This window comes from Stutzerimonas kunmingensis (genome assembly GCF_900114065.1).
Classification (GTDB): Bacteria; Pseudomonadota; Gammaproteobacteria; order Pseudomonadales; family Pseudomonadaceae; genus Stutzerimonas; species Stutzerimonas kunmingensis.
In genome coordinates, this window is the sequence record NZ_FORS01000003.1 from 578079 (window position 1) to 593427 (window position 15349).

At 65.5% G+C, this 15349-nt stretch carries 14 protein-coding genes; 4 read left to right on the forward strand and 10 right to left on the reverse strand.

What is annotated here, in order from left to right; translation table 11 throughout:
• Window positions 1-259: 259 nt before the first annotated feature.
• A complete protein-coding gene (locus BM275_RS10675; RefSeq protein ID WP_090521091.1) occupies window positions 260-664 on the forward strand; it encodes a hypothetical protein in 405 nt (134 codons plus the stop codon).
• A gap of 65 nt (window positions 665-729) precedes the next feature.
• Window positions 730-1503, forward strand: coding sequence for a YdcF family protein (locus BM275_RS10680; protein WP_090521093.1), 774 nt, complete (start codon window positions 730-732; stop codon window positions 1501-1503).
• 248 nt (window positions 1504-1751) lie between these two features.
• Here BM275_RS10680 and lnt read toward each other — a convergent pair whose 3' ends face one another.
• The 10 genes from lnt to BM275_RS10730 all read right to left on the reverse strand — a co-directional run bounded on the left by lnt (window position 1752) and on the right by BM275_RS10730 (window position 11318).
• Window positions 1752-3260 (reverse strand): apolipoprotein N-acyltransferase, encoded by a 1509-nt coding sequence (lnt, locus tag BM275_RS10685; protein WP_090521095.1) that lies wholly within the window; start codon window positions 3258-3260, stop codon window positions 1752-1754.
• Between the two features lie 117 nt (window positions 3261-3377).
• Window positions 3378-4220, reverse strand: coding sequence for an HlyC/CorC family transporter (locus BM275_RS10690; RefSeq protein ID WP_003301723.1), 843 nt, complete (start codon window positions 4218-4220; stop codon window positions 3378-3380).
• A gap of 9 nt (window positions 4221-4229) precedes the next feature.
• Window positions 4230-4712 carry an rRNA maturation RNase YbeY gene (ybeY, locus tag BM275_RS10695; RefSeq protein WP_090521097.1) on the reverse strand — a complete coding sequence of 161 codons (483 nt, stop codon included), beginning with the start codon at window positions 4710-4712 and terminating at the stop codon, window positions 4230-4232.
• Complete coding sequence (locus BM275_RS10700; protein WP_003301727.1) at window positions 4705-5712, reverse strand: PhoH family protein; 1008 nt, start codon at window positions 5710-5712, stop codon at window positions 4705-4707. Before BM275_RS10700 ends, ybeY begins: the two co-directional genes overlap by 8 nt.
• A gap of 119 nt (window positions 5713-5831) precedes the next feature.
• Window positions 5832-7145 carry a tRNA (N6-isopentenyl adenosine(37)-C2)-methylthiotransferase MiaB gene (gene miaB, locus BM275_RS10705; protein WP_041015906.1) on the reverse strand — a complete coding sequence of 438 codons (1314 nt, stop codon included), beginning with the start codon at window positions 7143-7145 and terminating at the stop codon, window positions 5832-5834.
• Between the two features lie 97 nt (window positions 7146-7242).
• Complete coding sequence (locus BM275_RS10710) at window positions 7243-7779, reverse strand: tetratricopeptide repeat protein (RefSeq protein WP_014818973.1); 537 nt, start codon at window positions 7777-7779, stop codon at window positions 7243-7245.
• Window positions 7780-7896: 117 nt separating this feature from the next.
• A complete protein-coding gene (locus BM275_RS10715; RefSeq protein WP_090521098.1) occupies window positions 7897-8520 on the reverse strand; it encodes a hypothetical protein in 624 nt (207 codons plus the stop codon).
• Between the two features lie 8 nt (window positions 8521-8528).
• Window positions 8529-9812 carry a glutamate-1-semialdehyde 2,1-aminomutase gene (gene hemL / locus BM275_RS10720; RefSeq protein ID WP_090521100.1) on the reverse strand — a complete coding sequence of 428 codons (1284 nt, stop codon included), beginning with the start codon at window positions 9810-9812 and terminating at the stop codon, window positions 8529-8531.
• A gap of 55 nt (window positions 9813-9867) precedes the next feature.
• Window positions 9868-10509 (reverse strand): thiamine phosphate synthase, encoded by a 642-nt coding sequence (thiE, locus tag BM275_RS10725; protein WP_090521104.1) that lies wholly within the window; start codon window positions 10507-10509, stop codon window positions 9868-9870.
• A 14-nt stretch (window positions 10510-10523) separates the two neighbouring features.
• Complete coding sequence (locus tag BM275_RS10730; protein WP_023444938.1) at window positions 10524-11318, reverse strand: hydroxymethylpyrimidine/phosphomethylpyrimidine kinase; 795 nt, start codon at window positions 11316-11318, stop codon at window positions 10524-10526.
• Window positions 11319-11542: 224 nt separating this feature from the next.
• On the opposite strand from BM275_RS10730, the gene BM275_RS10735 reads away from it, so the two are divergent.
• A complete protein-coding gene (locus BM275_RS10735) occupies window positions 11543-13543 on the forward strand; it encodes a sensor histidine kinase (RefSeq protein WP_090521107.1) in 2001 nt (666 codons plus the stop codon).
• A 144-nt stretch (window positions 13544-13687) separates the two neighbouring features.
• Window positions 13688-15334 (forward strand): acyl-CoA dehydrogenase family protein, encoded by a 1647-nt coding sequence (locus BM275_RS10740; RefSeq protein ID WP_090521112.1) that lies wholly within the window; start codon window positions 13688-13690, stop codon window positions 15332-15334.
• The last annotated feature ends 15 nt before the right edge of the window (window positions 15335-15349 follow it).

Sequence of the window (15349 nt, forward strand, 5' to 3'; positions counted from 1 at the left end):
CGCGGGCACGTTGGCAGGTCCGGCGGACCTGGCGCTAACGCGACCCGGCGGGCTGCGGGCGGAGGCATGGAAGCGCCGTAGCATACATGACCCCCCGCGGCCTAGGGAAACCCCATTTGCCGCTGCTCCAGAGCTCCGTCCGTCGTGCGCGGCTTGAGCGCGTCAGGCTGAGCTACGCTTGATCCAGGGGCGGGACGAATGTGAGGTGAGGTTGATGGACCGAGAGCCACGATCTGAGGACAGTAGTCTTTATGCAAGGGTGTTGCAGCGACTGAGCTCGGCCCTGCAGGAGGCCGAACGTGCTACGTCCGCTGATGCGGACGGTGCTGGCGAGCTGGAAGTGCGCGGTTTGACGCCGGCGGAATTCGAGCTGATCCGTGCGTATCTGCAGCGTGATTCACAGTGGCTTTCCGGTTGGCATGCCGCCGCCGAGGAGCAGGCTCATCTGTCACGTCAGGCGTTGCGACCGGCTGTACGCAGTGCTCGGCCGCGGCATGCTGCGCACGGCCGTCATGCGCCGCTGGCATTGCAACAGACTCTCAGTTGCGCGCTGTGTAACGCCGAGGTGAGCTGGCCGGAGGGCGCCGGACCCGCTGCCTGTCATGTGTGCGGGTCTCAACTGCTACGCGCACGGCAGCGTCTGCATACCTATCCGCGACATTGACCGCTGCGATGGCCGACAAACGCCGCGGCTGCGGCTAGAGTGTCTGCCTTTGTCGCGGAGGTCGGATGCCGATTCGCTATTTCTTCAAGCAGATGCTCTTGCCGCCGGGCGGGCTGCTGCTCCTGCTGCTGCTCGGCTGGTGGTTACGCCGACGTGCGCCAAGGCTCGCGGCGCTGTGCTTTGGTGTCGGGCTGGTCGGGCTCTGGTTGATGAGTCTGCCGGTGGTCGTCGAGTGGACAGCGCGACTGGTCGAGCGCGAGCCGGCGCTGATCGAGTCGCAGTGGGCGCAATTGCCGGAGCAGGCCGGCGCCATCGTGGTGCTGGGGGCCGGGCGCGAGCAGCACGATCCGGCATGGGGCGGCGATCAGCCCGGCTACACCGCACTGGAGCGCCTGCGCTATGCCGCTCGCCTGGCCAAGGTGACGGAGTTGCCGATTCTCACCAGCGGTGGCTTGCACTATGGCCAGCCACCCAGCGAGGCGATGCTCGGTGCGGAGGTGTTGCAGCGCGACTTTGGTGTCGCCACGCGCTGGCTCGAGGAGCGTAGCCGGACGACCTGGGAGAACGCGGTTTTCAGCGCCGAGATGCTGCGTGAGGCGGGCATCGAGCGGGTGGTGCTGGTGACATCCGCCTCGCACATGCCACGCTCGCGCTGGTGCTTCGAGCAGAACGGGATCGAGGTGATAGCTGCGCCGGTGGGCTTCATGGGCGTGCCCAATGGTCGGCCGTTGAATGGCTGGTTGCCGGAGGCCAAGGCCTTCTGGCAGAACGGCATGTTGCTCAACGAGGTCGTTGGTATGGCGGTTTACCCGCTTGTGTACCGCTCCGCGAACGACTGAGTCGAACGCATTAACCTGAGTGTACGGTCGTGGGGTGAGCCTCTGTCCGCAACTCGCCATTTGCGGTCAAGGTCGCCCCCACGTTGGCGGCTGTAGGAGCGGCCTTGGGCGCGAACAAAGCCAGCTCGGAGCTGGACTTTCGCAGTCAAGAGCGGCAGCGCTCGGCATAACCGCCTGGCTTGCGATGAAGCCCTCTCAGCGGCAGTCAAAAGACCCGTTCAGGTCCCAGCAGCTTCGCATAGCTGAGGCTATGCCTTGCGCCTGACCAGTGCCCAGCCGAGCAGCAGCACGCATACCGCGATCAGCGGCCAGGAGCGCCAGCGCAGATACGGCGTCAGCCCCTGCATCGGGGTGACGTCGCCATACAGCACGGCCTGTTCGAACTGCGGAATCTGCTCGGTGATCTGGCCGTAGGGGTCGATCAGCACGGTGATGCCGTTGTTCGTCGCGCGGATCATCCAGCGCCCGGCTTCCAGAGCGCGCATCTGCGCCATCTGCAGGTGTTGCAGCGGACCGATGGAGCGGCCGAACCAGGCATCGTTGCTCACCGTCAGCAGCAGATCGCTCTGCGCCGCGAGCCCTGCGGCGAACTCCGGGTAGACCACCTCGTAGCAGATGTATGGCGCGATCTGCAGGCCCTTCGCCTGCAACAGTGGTTGGCCGGATTCGCCGCGGGCGAAGTCGGACATCGGCAGGTCGAAGAAGGCGATCAGGCCGCGCAGCAGATCCTGCAGCGGTACGTACTCGCCGAACGGCACCAGTTTCTGCTTGAGGTAGGTGCCGGCACCGTCACCGGTGCTGGTCAGCCCGTTGTAATAGCGCAGCTCGCCAGCCGCATTGGGCTGGCGTACCGGTACGCCGGTGATGAGTGCCGATTCGCGCTGGTTGGCGAAGCCGGCCATCATCGTCAGGTAGCCCTCGGCATGCTCCTTGAGGATCGGCACGGCGGTTTCCGGCCAGACGATCAGGTCTGCCGGGCGACTACCGAAGGTCATGTCGCGATACAGCAGCAGCTGCATCTCGAGCTTCTTCGGGTCCCACTTCATGCTTTGTGCGACGTTGCCCTGCACTGCGGCAACGGTCAGCGGTTCGCCCTTGCTGGTCGTCCAGGCATGGTCCTTGAGTGCCAGGCCTGCCAGCCAGGGGGAAAGCAGCAGCACGACGGCGGCGGCCAGGCGTGCTTTGTCGGCAAGCAGTCGCGGGATCGCCGCGAGCAGGGTGGCGCTCAGTGCGACGGCAAAGCTCAGCAACCAGACCCCGCCGAGCGGAGCCAGTCCGGCCAGCGGACCATCCAGCTGGCTGTAGCCGATGTACAGCCAGGGAAAGCCGGTGAGAATCCAGCCACGCAGCGCATCCAGCGCCAGCCAGAGTGCGGCGAAGGCCAGCGCATCGCCAAGTGCGGAATGGCGATTGCGCAGCAGGCGCACCCAGAGCCAGCCGAGCAGGGCGAAGAACAGCGCCAGGCCGGCGACGAAGCCGAGAGTGAGCAATCCGGCCAGCGCCGGCGAGGCCGCGCCGAAGTCATGGATGCTGACGTAGACCCAGCTGACCCCCGAGGCGAATAGCCCAAAGCCGTAGCACCAGCCGCGCTGCGCCGCCTGCTTCGCTGCGGTTTCGCGCAGGCCAAGGTACAGCAGCGCCACCGAGAGCAGCGCCAGCGGCCAGATGTCGAAAGGCGCCAGCGACAGCGTGGTCAGTGTGCCGGCGACCAGTGCCAGCAGGTTGCCCGGCCATCCGGGACGGGTGATCCAGTGCATGGAAGTTCCTTGCGCAGCGGTGCGGGGAGGGAGGCTAAGGGCGATGAAGTTGGCCGGCAAGCAGCTGGCGGACGAGCGTCCGCGCAGGGTCGGCTGCGCGGAACGGCTCGTGCCGGCTTACGCGCCCGCGGTGCGGCTCAGGCGCAGCATATGCACACGGCGGCTGTCGGCGTTGAGCACACGCACGCGGAACCCGTCGATCTCGGTGACTTCGTTGCGCTTGGGCAGGTGCCCGAAGGTGCTCATCACCAGGCCGGCGACGGTATCGAATTCGTCGTCGGGGAAGGCGCTGCCGAAGTATTCGTTGAAGCTGTCGATCGGGGTGAGCGCCTTGACCAGGAAGTCGCCGCTGGGCAGCGGGCGGATGTAGCTGTCTTCCTCGACGTCATGCTCGTCCTCGATGTCGCCGACGATCTGCTCCAGCACGTCTTCGATGGTCACCAGGCCGGCCACGCCGCCGTACTCGTCGATGACGATGGCCATGTGGTTGTGGTTGGCGCGGAATTCGCGCAGCAGTACGTTGAGACGCTTGGACTCCGGCACGAAGGTGGCCGGGCGCAGCAGATCCTTGATGTCGAAACTGTGGTGTTCATCCTTGAGGATCAGCGGCAGCAGGTCTTTGGCCAGCAGCACGCCGATCACTTCATCGAGGCTTTCACCGACGACCGGATAACGCGAGTGTGCGGCACCGATGATGGCCGGCAGAAACTCGCGGGGGGATTGATCGGCCTTGATGCTGATCACCTGCGAACGCGGCACCATGATGTCGCGTACCTGCAGATCGGCGACCTGGATGGCACCTTCGACGATGGCCAGCGCCTCGCTGTCGAGCAGCTTGTTCTGATGGGCTTCGCGCAGGATTTCCAGCAGCTCCTGGCGATTCTTGGGCTCATGGGCAAAAGCCTGGGTGATTTTTTCCAGCCAGGTCTTCTGCCCGCTGATCGATCGATCTTCGCTCATGTCGTTGACTCAGGAGTCCTTGCAAGTGCCCATGACGGGCGATTCTTCGGCATAGGGGTCGGGATGACCCAGCTCGGCCAGCAGTTGACGCTCCAGCTCTTCCATCTCTTCGGCTTCGGCATCGTCGATATGATCGTAGCCGAGCAGATGCAGACAGCCATGGATGACCAGATGCGCCCAGTGTGCCGCCAGTGCCTTGCCCTGCTCCGCGGCTTCGCGCTCGACCACCGGGACGCAGATGACCAGGTCGCCGAGCAGCGGGATGTCCAGCAGTTCGTCGGGAACGTCTGCCGGGAACGACAGCACGTTGGTCGCGTAGTCCTTCTGCCGCCAGGTGCGGTTCAGCTCGCGCCCTTCTTCCTCGTCCACCAGGCGAATGGTCAGCTCCGAGTCGCCGCTACGCTGGCGTAGCGCCCGTTCGCACCAGCGTTGCAGATCGGCGAGGGCCGGCGCAGCGCCCGTGCTGGCGCACTGCAGGTCGAGCTCAATCATCGCTGGCGTCCTGCGCGGCACGCTTGCTGGCCGGCGACTGGCGATCCTCGAAGGACTCGTAGGCTTCGACGATGCGCTGCACCAGCGGATGGCGAACGACGTCCTTTGGCTTGAAGTGGGTGAAGCTGATGCCGTTGACGTCCTTGAGCACCTCGATGACGTGCGCCAGACCGCTCTTGGTGCCGCGGGGCAGGTCGACCTGGGTGATGTCGCCGGTGATCACCGCAGTGGAGCCGAAGCCGATCCGCGTAAGGAACATCTTCATCTGTTCCTGGGTGGTGTTCTGGCTTTCATCGAGGATGATGAAGCTGTTGTTCAGCGTGCGGCCGCGCATGTAGGCCAGCGGGGCGATCTCGATCACCTGTTTCTCGATCAGCCGTGCCACATGCTCGAAACCGAGCATCTCGTAGAGCGCGTCGTAGAGGGGGCGCAGGTAGGGGTCGATCTTCTGTGCCAGGTCGCCGGGCAGGAAGCCGAGCTTCTCGCCGGCTTCCACCGCCGGGCGTACAAGGAGGATGCGGCGCACCTGTTCGCGCTCCAGCGCGTCCACGGCACAGGCGACGGCGAGGTAGGTCTTGCCGGTACCGGCCGGACCGACGCCGAAGTTGATGTCGTTGTCGAGGATGGCTTTGACGTAGCGCTGCTGATTCGCACCGCGGGGGCGGATCATGCCCTTCTTGGTGCGCAGGGCGACGCCCTGGTGAGCATTTGGATTGGCCAGTTCCTCCATTCCGGATTCCTGCAGGTACAGATGCACCATGTCCGGAGAGAGCTCGGTGTTCTTGGTTTCCCGGTACAGCCGGCGCAGCAGCTGTTCGGCAGACTTGGCCGCGTCGGTTGGGCCGATCAGCTCGAACTGGTTGCCGCGGTTGCGGATTTCCAGTTCCAGGCGCTGTTCGATCAGGCGCAGATGCTCGTCGAATTGGCCGCAGAGATTGGCGAAGCGACGGGCTTCAAAGGGTTCGAGGGTGAAACGATGCGGTTCTATGGGTGCGTTCAAGGGCTTTTATATGTGGCCGTGGTCGGCGAAGTGGTGAGGGAAGAATAGCGCCGCGGGCGCAAAGCGGAAAGCGCAGTCGCGGCCCCGATGCAATCACATGGGGGCCGCATACCCGGTTCTCAACCTAGCAAGGTGCCACGTAGCGAGTGCGGCAGCGCGTCGTCGATGTGCACGTCGACGAACTGGCCGATCAGCCGCGGGTTGTCGCAGCGGAAGTTGACGATGCGATTGTGCTCGGTACGGCCCTGCAGCATGCCAGGGTCCTTCTTCGAGTAGTCGCTGACGAGGATGCGCTGAGTGGTACCTACCATCCGTCGGCTGTTCTCGAAGCCCTGCTGATTGATGCGCTGCTGGAGGATCGCCAGGCGCTGCTTTTTCACCTCGTCCGGGGTGTCGTCGGCCAGATCCGCGGCCGGGGTGCCGGGACGCGAGCTGTAGACGAAGGAGTAGGAAAAGTCGAAGCCGACGTCCTCAATCAGCTTCATGGTCTGCTCGAAGTCCTTGTCGGTCTCGCCGGGGAAGCCGACGATGAAGTCCGAGCTGATCAGGATATCCGGCACTGCGGCCTTGAGCCGGCGGATGCGCGACTTGTACTCCAGGGCGGTGTGGTTGCGCTTCATCGCCGCGAGGATGCGGTCGGACCCGGCCTGCACCGGCAGATGCAGATATTTCACCAGCTGCGGGATGTCCGCATGGGCCTGGATGATCGCGTCGGAGAACTCCAGTGGATGGCTGGTGGTGTAGCGGATACGGCCGATGCCTTCTACTGCGGCGACGGCGTGCAGCAGGTCGGCGAAGTCATGCCCGTCGTAGCGATAGCCATTGACGTTCTGCCCCAGCAGGGTGACTTCCTTCACGCCGTTTTCGGCCAGGTGGACGACTTCCGCCAGCACGTCGGCCAGCGGGCGACTGACTTCTTCGCCGCGGGTGTAGGGCACCACGCAGAAGGTGCAGTACTTGCTGCAGCCTTCCATGACCGAAACGAAGGCACTGGGGCCGTCGACGCGCGGCTCTGGCAGGCGGTCGAACTTCTCGATCTCGGGGAACGAAATGTCCACCTGCGGTTTCTTGGTGGTGCGCGCGGCGTCGATCATTTCCGGCAGACGATGCAGGGTCTGCGGCCCGAAGACGACGTCGACGTACGGGGCGCGGTCGCGAATGGCCGCGCCTTCCTGGCTGGCCACGCAGCCGCCGACGCCGATCACCAGTTGTGGATTGTCCAGCTTCAGTTCGCGCCAGCGACCCAGTTGCGAGAAGACCTTTTCCTGGGCCTTTTCGCGGATCGAGCAGGTATTGAGAAGAATCACGTCGGCTTCTGCCGGGTTCTCGGTGATCTCCATGGCCTGGTGTTCGCCCAGCAGGTCCACCATGCGCGAGCTGTCGTACTCGTTCATCTGGCAGCCATGGGTTTCGATGAAAAGCTTGCGGGTCATGTTACGGGCCGGCGTTGTGCAAAAAATGACCGGCGATTATATGCCCACGACCGAGCAGGGGAAAGCGCGGGTGGATGCCGCGGGGTTTCTCGATTGTTCAGGGGATCTGCGGCGCGTCGGCGGCCTGCAGTTGCATCAGGTAGTCGCGGAAGATCTGCCCGAGGACCTGGGTGGCAATTTCCAGCTCGTCGCGACGCATCTGTCCGGAAACTCGGTCGGCGGTATCCAGCGCATCGTCTTCGCCATTCACGGCAGCCATCTTCAGTACGATGTAGGCCTGGACGTTGTTGGCCTTGACCCCTTCACCGCGGAAGAACATCACGCCGAGCCGGTGTTGCGCGGCTGCATGACCGCGCAGTGAGGCCTGCTCGAACCAGTACAGCGCCTTGGCCAGGTCGCGTGGCGCACGCTTGCCGTCGTAGTGAAACTCGCCCAGCTCGTAGGCGGCTTGCACATCGCCTTCGCTGGCGGCCTGCTGGCAGTTGCGCAGTGCTTCGGGGAGTTCTTCGGGAAGGGTATCGAGCGCGCAGCGCGCGGTCGCCGGGATCAGCAGGGTATTCCCGCCGGCCAGGGCCGTGAGAGGCGAGAGAAGCAGCAGACAGCCCAAAGACAGGATGCGGCCGGTGCGGATCATGAAAATCTGGCGCCTCGAGGAGCAGGGCGGTAATGAAAGGCTGGAACGAGCCAGCCGTCACATTATGGATAAGCTGCAGCCTGCTTACAAAGCCTTTAACCGCCTGTCATCGGCTTTTTACGCGACTGCCGGACTGTCCTCGCGTGTGCTGCCCGGCAGGCGCACCAGCAGAATGGCCAGCAGCGGGCTGGCGATGGCCAATAGCAGCGGTCTCAGGTCGCCGAGCGGATGGACGATCGACACGCCGTTCGGCAGCGGTGCCGCGCCCAGCAGAAGCGCGCCAGCCGCCAAGCCGGCAAGGGTCGGCAGGCTTGCCGGCCATTGCAGCGCGCCGGCATAGACCACCAGCAGCGCACTGGTCAGCATCAGGCCGAAGGCGTAGGGCTCGCTCCAGCCCAGCTGTCGCGCCAGTTCGAAGAACACGCACAGCCCCAACACCACGCGACCCCAGTTCGGTCGACTCCACACCCAGCGCCGCGCCAGGGTCAGCGCAGCTACCGCGATCAGCGGCAAACCGAGCAGCAGGCTGGCGCGCTCCAGCCACTGGTACGCCTCCTCCAGATCCATGCCAAGCAGGCTCGCGGCGGCGCACGCAGCGCTGGCGGCCGTCAGGATGAAGCCAAGCAGTGCGCTGAACAGCGCTGGCTGGTCCGCCTCGCCGTAACGGCGCCGGGCGCGGCCGATCAGCAATGCGCTGACGCCGGCAGTCAGGGCGAGCAGGATGCTCTGCAGCAATTCCATCGTCGGGCTCACTTGAGCTTGGCGAAGGCGCGCTCGGCGGCATCCAGAGTGATTGCGAGCTCAGCGTCGCCATGGGCTATGGAGGTAAAACCGGCCTCGAACGCGCTCGGTGCCAAGTAGACGCCGCCTTCGAGCATCAGATGGAAGAAGCGCTTGAAGCGATCGGCATCGCTGGCCATGACGTCGGCGAAGGTCACGATGTCATCGGCGCCGCTGAAATACAGACCGAACATGCCGCCGACCTGGGTGGTGACGAAGGGGATGCCAGCGGCATCGGCGCGGTCCTGCAGGCCCTGCAGCATACGGCTGGTGTAGGCGCTCAGTTCGTCATGGAAGCCGGGGCGGCTGATCAGGCCCAGCGTGGTCAGGCCCGCGGCCATCGCCAGTGGATTGCCCGACAGGGTGCCGGCCTGGTAGACCGGGCCGAGCGGGGCGATGTGCTGCATGATGGCGCGCTTGCCGCCAAAGCAGCCGACCGGCATGCCGCCGCCAATGATCTTGCCGAAGGTCGACAGGTCCGGCGTCACGCCGTAGTAGGCCTGGGCGCCGCCGAGGGCGACGCGGAAACCGGTCATCACTTCGTCGAAGATCAGCACCACGCCATACGCGTCACACAGGGTGCGCAGGCCTTCGAGGAAGCCCGGTGCCGGGGGCACGCAGTTCATGTTGCCGGCGACCGGCTCGACGATGATGCAGGCGACCTGCTCGCCCTTTTCCTTCAGCGTGGCTTCGACTTCTGCTAGATCGTTGTAGGCCAGGGTCAGGGTGTGCCTGGCGAAATCCGCCGGCACCCCGGCCGAGCTCGGCACGCCCTGGGTCAGGGCGCCGGAGCCGGCTTTGACCAGCAGGCTGTCGGAGTGACCGTGGTAGCAACCTTCGAACTTGATGATGTCGTCGCGGCCGGTGTAGCCACGGGCCAGGCGGATCGCGCTCATGGTCGCTTCGGTGCCGGAGCTGACCATGCGCACCATCTCCATGGATGGCACCAGGCGGCAGACCAGTTCGGCCATCTCGGTTTCCATGGCGGTCGGCGCGCCGTAGGACAGCCCGTGTTCGAGCTGGCGGCGCACGGCATCGAGCACCTCAGGGTGGCTGTGGCCGAGAATCATCGGGCCCCAGGAGCCGACGTAGTCGACGTAGCGCTTGTCATCTTCGTCGATCACATAGGCGCCGGCGGCGTGCTTGAGAAACAGCGGGGTGCCGCCGACGCTGCGAAAGGCGCGCACGGGGGAATTGACGCCGCCAGGGATGTGGGTCTGGGCGCTGGCAAAAAGGGCTTCGGAACGGGACATGCGGGCCTCGCAGAACAGGGGCTGACCGCCGTGTGGCGGGTCAGCCGTGGCGGAATCAGGGGGTATTGAACAACTGGCTGAACGCTCTGGCGCGGCGCTCGACCTCGGCCGGGCTGTCAGCGGCGAACAGCGCGTGCACCACGGCGATCATCTGCACGCCCTCGGCGATCAGGCTTGGTGCCGTTTCCGGCGTAATGCCGCCAATGGCGACAATCGGCAGGCCAATGCAGGCGCGGGCTTCGCGCAGCAGCTCGGGACCGGCCGAGGGTGCGCCCGGCTTTGTCTGCGACTGGAAGAAGCGGCCGAAGGCGACATAGCTGGCGCCCTCACGCGCGGCCTGCTCGGCCAGCGGCAGCTGCGCATGGCAGGTGGCGCCGATGATTGCCTGGCGGCCGAGCAGGGCACGGGCGGCCGCCAGCGAGCCATCTTCTTGGCCTAAGTGCAGGCCGACACCCAGTCGCGCTGCCAGCTCGGCGTCGTCGTTGATGATCAGTTGCGCGCCATGGCGGGCGCAGAGTTCCTGCAACGCATCGGCCTCACGCAAGCGACGGGCCTCGTCACTGGATTTGTCGCGGTACTGCAGCAGGCGGGCGCCACCTTTCAACGCGGCTTCGACATACGGCAGCAAACGGCCCTCGGCGAGCAACTTGCTGTCGGTGATGGCGTACAGGCCGCGCAGGCGGGTCGAATCCTTCATGCGCTGCTCTCCAGTCAGACCAGGTCCAGTGGCAGGCGCCGCGGGACGAATTGCCCGTGGCCGGGCGCCTCGGCATCGCGCAGGGTGCGCCAGGTGTAGTCGAGCGCCGAACGGACGGCACTGGTCAGCTCCTCGCCCAGCGCCAGACGGCCGGCCAGGGCGCTGGCCAGTGTGCAGCCGGAACCGTGATAGCTGCCGGGCAGGCGCGCGCAGGTGAAATCGTGGCGGCTACCATCGCGGCAGTAAAGACGGTTATGCACTTCGCTTTCATCGCCGTGGCCGCCGGTGATCAGCAGGTGGCGGATGTGCGGCAGCAGGCGTTCGGCACATTCGTCGGCGCTGCCCTCGGGCAGCTCGGCGAGGATGCGGGCTTCCGGCAGGTTCGGTGTGGCGATGGTCGACACCGGGAACAACCGTTCGCGCATGGCGAAGCCGACATCATCCTTGCCCAGCGCGCCGCCGCCACCGGCGCGTAGCACCGGATCGCAGACCAGCGGCACGCCGGGCAGCCTGGCCATGATCTCGAGAACGGTCTCGACCATTTCCACCGAGCCGAGCATCCCGAGCTTGACTGCCGCGATCGGCATATCGGCGATCACTGCGTTGGCCTGGGCGAGCACCCATTCGCGGTCGAGGACGCGGAAGTCGGTGACGTTGACGGTGTCCTGCACGGTCAGTGCGGTGACCGTCGGTGCGGCGTGACAGGCTTGCGCCAGGAGGGCTTCGATGTCCGCCTGCAGGCCGGCGCCGCCACTGGGATCATGGCCGGACAGACAGAGGACGACGGGTCTTGAAGTAGGGTTTTTCATGGCGTGCGAGCTTATCACCAAACAGCGCTGGCGGGACGCGGCAGTTGTGCGTCGAACCGCCACCGAGGCGTTCGCCGGACGTCGGGCGATCGATCGCTCAGACATTCGCCTTTTCCGGCTGCAACCGTCGCTGTGGTAGATTGCTGGCACTTTGGTTTTCGGACCGGGTGGCGGGGTTCGCGGGGCGTGAATCCGTTTTCGTCGCCTGGCCTGCACGAGGCATCATGCGGTACGTCTTCCTGCTCATCCTGGCCCTCTTGCCGGCCCTGGCCGCTGCCGTCGAACTGGACGAACACACCCGTCACCTGCCACTCGGGCAGCACATGCGGGTGTTCGAGGACCCACTTGGCGACGCGCAAATCGACGAAGTCGCCTCGCCCGCGTTCGAAAGTCACTTCCTGCCTCACCGGACCGCGGTGTTCAACGCCGGCTATTCGCGCTCCGCGCATTGGGTGCGCGTCGATCTGCATTACCGTCCGCAAACCGTGCAAGGCGCGCGACGCTGGTTGCTGGAGGTGGCCTATCCGCCGCTCGACAGCCTGCAGCTGTACCTGCCGGACGGCAAAGGCGGTTACCGCCTGGCTCGCGACACCGGCGACACCCGGCCCTGGGCCAGCCGCGAGATCGGCCAGGGCAACTACCTGTTCGAAGTGCAGCTGCCGACTGATCGGCCCCAGCGCCTGTACCTGCGCGTGCAAAGCGAGGGTTCGATCCAGGTGCCCCTGAGTCTCTGGTCGCATCACGCCTATCTTGAGGCGCAACCCGGGCGGCTCTATGTGCTGGGCATGATCTACGGCGTACTGCTGGCGATGCTGGTCTACAACCTGTTCATCTATATCAGCATCCGCGATCCCAGCTATCTCTACTACATCCTCTACATCGCCGCGTTCGGCCTCTACCAGGTCTCGGTGAACGGCGCCGGCGTGCAGTTCCTCTGGCCGGATCGTCCCTGGTGGGCCAATGCCGCGACGCCGCTGCTGATCGGGGCCACCGGGCTGTTCGGCTGCCTGTTTACCCGCAGCTTCCTGCGCACCGCCGAGCACAGCCGCTGGGTGGATTGGCTGCTGCGGCTGATCATTGTCTTCTCGGTGCTGGTGATGGCGCTCGCAATGGCCGCCGATTACGGAGTGGCCCTGCGCCTGGCCACCGCGCTGGCGCTGCTGTTCACCCTGGCGGTGTTTGCCGCCGGCATCCTGGCCTGGCTGCGTGGCATGCGCGTGGCGCGCTACTTCATCATCGCCTGGAGCGCGCTGCTGGTCGGCGGGCAGATCAACACGCTGATGGTGCTCGGGCACCTGCCGCACAACTTCCTGACCATGTACGCCAGCCAGCTTGGCGCCGCGCTGGAAGTAGTGCTGCTGTCGATGGCGCTGGCCGATCGCATCAACGCGCTGAAGGACGAGCGGGCGAAGATCCTGGAAAACGCCCGCGCCGAGCTGGAACAACTGAACAGCGAGCTGGCCGAGAGCAACCGGCTCAAGGACGAGTTTCTCTCCAATATCAGCCACGAACTGCGCACGCCGATGATGGGCGTCATGGGCGCCCTGGAGCTGTTGCCCAGCTCGGATACGGCGGAAGAGCTGCAGCAATACCAGCACATCGCCACCGGCTCGGCGCGCGACATGATGCGCCTGGTCAACAACATCCTGGTGCTCAGCGAACTGCGCGCCGGCAAGCTGCGCCTGCAGGATCAGCGTTTCAGTCTGCGGGAAACTGCGGCACGGCTGCAGCAGCAGTTCGACCCGCGGGCGCAGGACAAGGGCCTGGCCTTCGATCTCGAGTTCGACGAGAAACTGCCAGACCGCGTGTACGGCGATGGCGAGAAGCTGGAACAGAGCATCTGTCATCTGCTCGACAACGCCGTCAAGTTCACTTCCCGCGGAGCCGTCACGCTGCGTTTCGCCGGCGCGGTGGAGCAGCGCGAGCTGCTGCTGGATATCGAGGTCGTCGACAGCGGCATCGGTTTCAGCGACGCCGATCAGGCCTTCCTCTATCACCAGTTCCGTCAGGTCGACGGCTCCATGACCCGGCGCTACGGCGGCCTCGGCATCGGCCTGGCTATCAGTCGGGGGCTGATCGAAGTGATGGGTGGACAGCTCGATCAGCAATCGCGACCGGGGCTGGGTAGCCGCTTCTGCGTGCGCCTGCGCCTGCCGCTGAGCGCCGCGGATGGGCTCGCCGCGGGCCGTGCCAACGGACTTCCGCCCAGCGCGCCGATTGCCTGACGCGCGGACCTTTTGGCCGATACCTCGCTTCAATCCTCGCCGCGCAGCATGTTTCACTGCCGATCCATTGCCGCGCGGCCGACGCACCGCCCAGGCCGACTACGCTTGCTGGCAGCTGCGCCGGTATCGAAGGAGGACGCTCAGATGAATCTGCAGAGTTGCGCCGAAACCCATGAGGTCACCAACCAGGTTCCGCCACTCGACGGTGCCAATCTCTATCGCATCGACTTGCCGTTGCAGCAGTGGGTACAGCGTTATCAGGCGGGCTGGGCGCAGGCGCGGCTGGACGTCTACGGCGCGCTTGCCGGTGGGCCGCTGATGCAGGCCGGCTTTCACGCCAACGAGAACAGGCCGGTGTTCAAGAGTCATGACCGCTACGGCCATCGCATCGATCTGGTGGAGTTTCATCCCGCTTATCATGAGCTGATGCGCAGCGCCGTCGAGCACGGTATTCCGTCGCTGCCCTGGAGCGACCCGCAACCCGGTGCACAGGTGGCGCGTGCCGCCTTGATGTACCTGCACAACCAGGCCGAGGCCGGCAGCAGCTGCCCGCTGACCATGACCTACGCCAGCGTGCCGGCACTGCGCCTGCAGCCGGATCTCGCCGAGCGCTGGCTGCCGAAGATTCTTGCCCGCGAATACGACCCGCGCAACCTGCCGCTGGAGCAGAAGGCCGGCGTCACCATCGGTATGGCGATGACCGAGAAACAGGGCGGCACCGACGTGCGCGCCAACAGCACACGCGCGTATCCGGTTGGCGCCGGTGGCCCCGGGCAGACCTACGAGCTGGTCGGGCACAAGTGGTTCTGCTCGGCGCCGATGTGCGATGCCTTTCTCACCCTGGCGCAGACCGACAAGGGCCTGTCCTGCTTCCTGCTGCCGCGCCATCGCCCGGATGGCACGCGCAACCAGTTCTACATCCAGCGCCTGAAGAACAAGCTGGGCAACTGGGCCAACGCCTCCAGCGAAGTCGAGTACCGCGGCGCGCTGGCCTGGATGGTCGGTGAGGAAGGGCGCGGCGTGCCGACCATCATCGAGATGGTCTCCTCGACCCGTTTCGATTGCATGATCGGCTCCAGCTCGCTGATGCGTCAGGCCCTGACCCAGGCCATGCACCATTGCGCGCACCGCCAGGTCGGCGGCCGGGTCCTGCTGGAGCAGCCGCTGATGCAGAACGTACTGGCCGATCTCGCCCTGGAAAGCGAAGCGGCGCTGGCGCTGACCCTGCGCATGGGCCGCGCCCAGGACAATCGCCATGAAGAGCACGAAGACAAGTTCGCCCGGCTGGTCACCGCCGTCGGCAAATACTGGATCTGCAAACGCGCGCCGAACATGATCGCCGAGGCCAGCGAATGCCTGGGTGGCGCCGGTTACGTCGAGGAAACCATCCTGCCGCGGCTGTATCGCGAGGCACCGGTGAATTCCATCTGGGAAGGTTCCGGCAACGTGCAGTGCCTCGACGTCTTGCGCGCGCTATCGAAGGAGCCGGGCGTGCTCGAAGTACTGTTCGCCGAGCTCGGCGATGGCCACGGCGACGCCCGCCTGAAGGCGCATATCCGGCGGCTGAAGGCGGCCTTCGGCGATACTGAGGACATCCAGTACCGCGCCCGTCAGCTCACCGAGGACGTTGCCGTCGGCCTGCAGGCCAAACTGCTGCTCGAAGCGGGCAACGCCGCCGTTTCGGATGCCTTCATCGTCAGTCGCCTGGAAGTGCACGGGCGGGTTTATGGAACGTTGCCGCGCGGGCTCGACATCGACGCGCTGCTGGCGCGCAGTGGGCCGCAGCTGTGACTCCGTGGCAGGGTT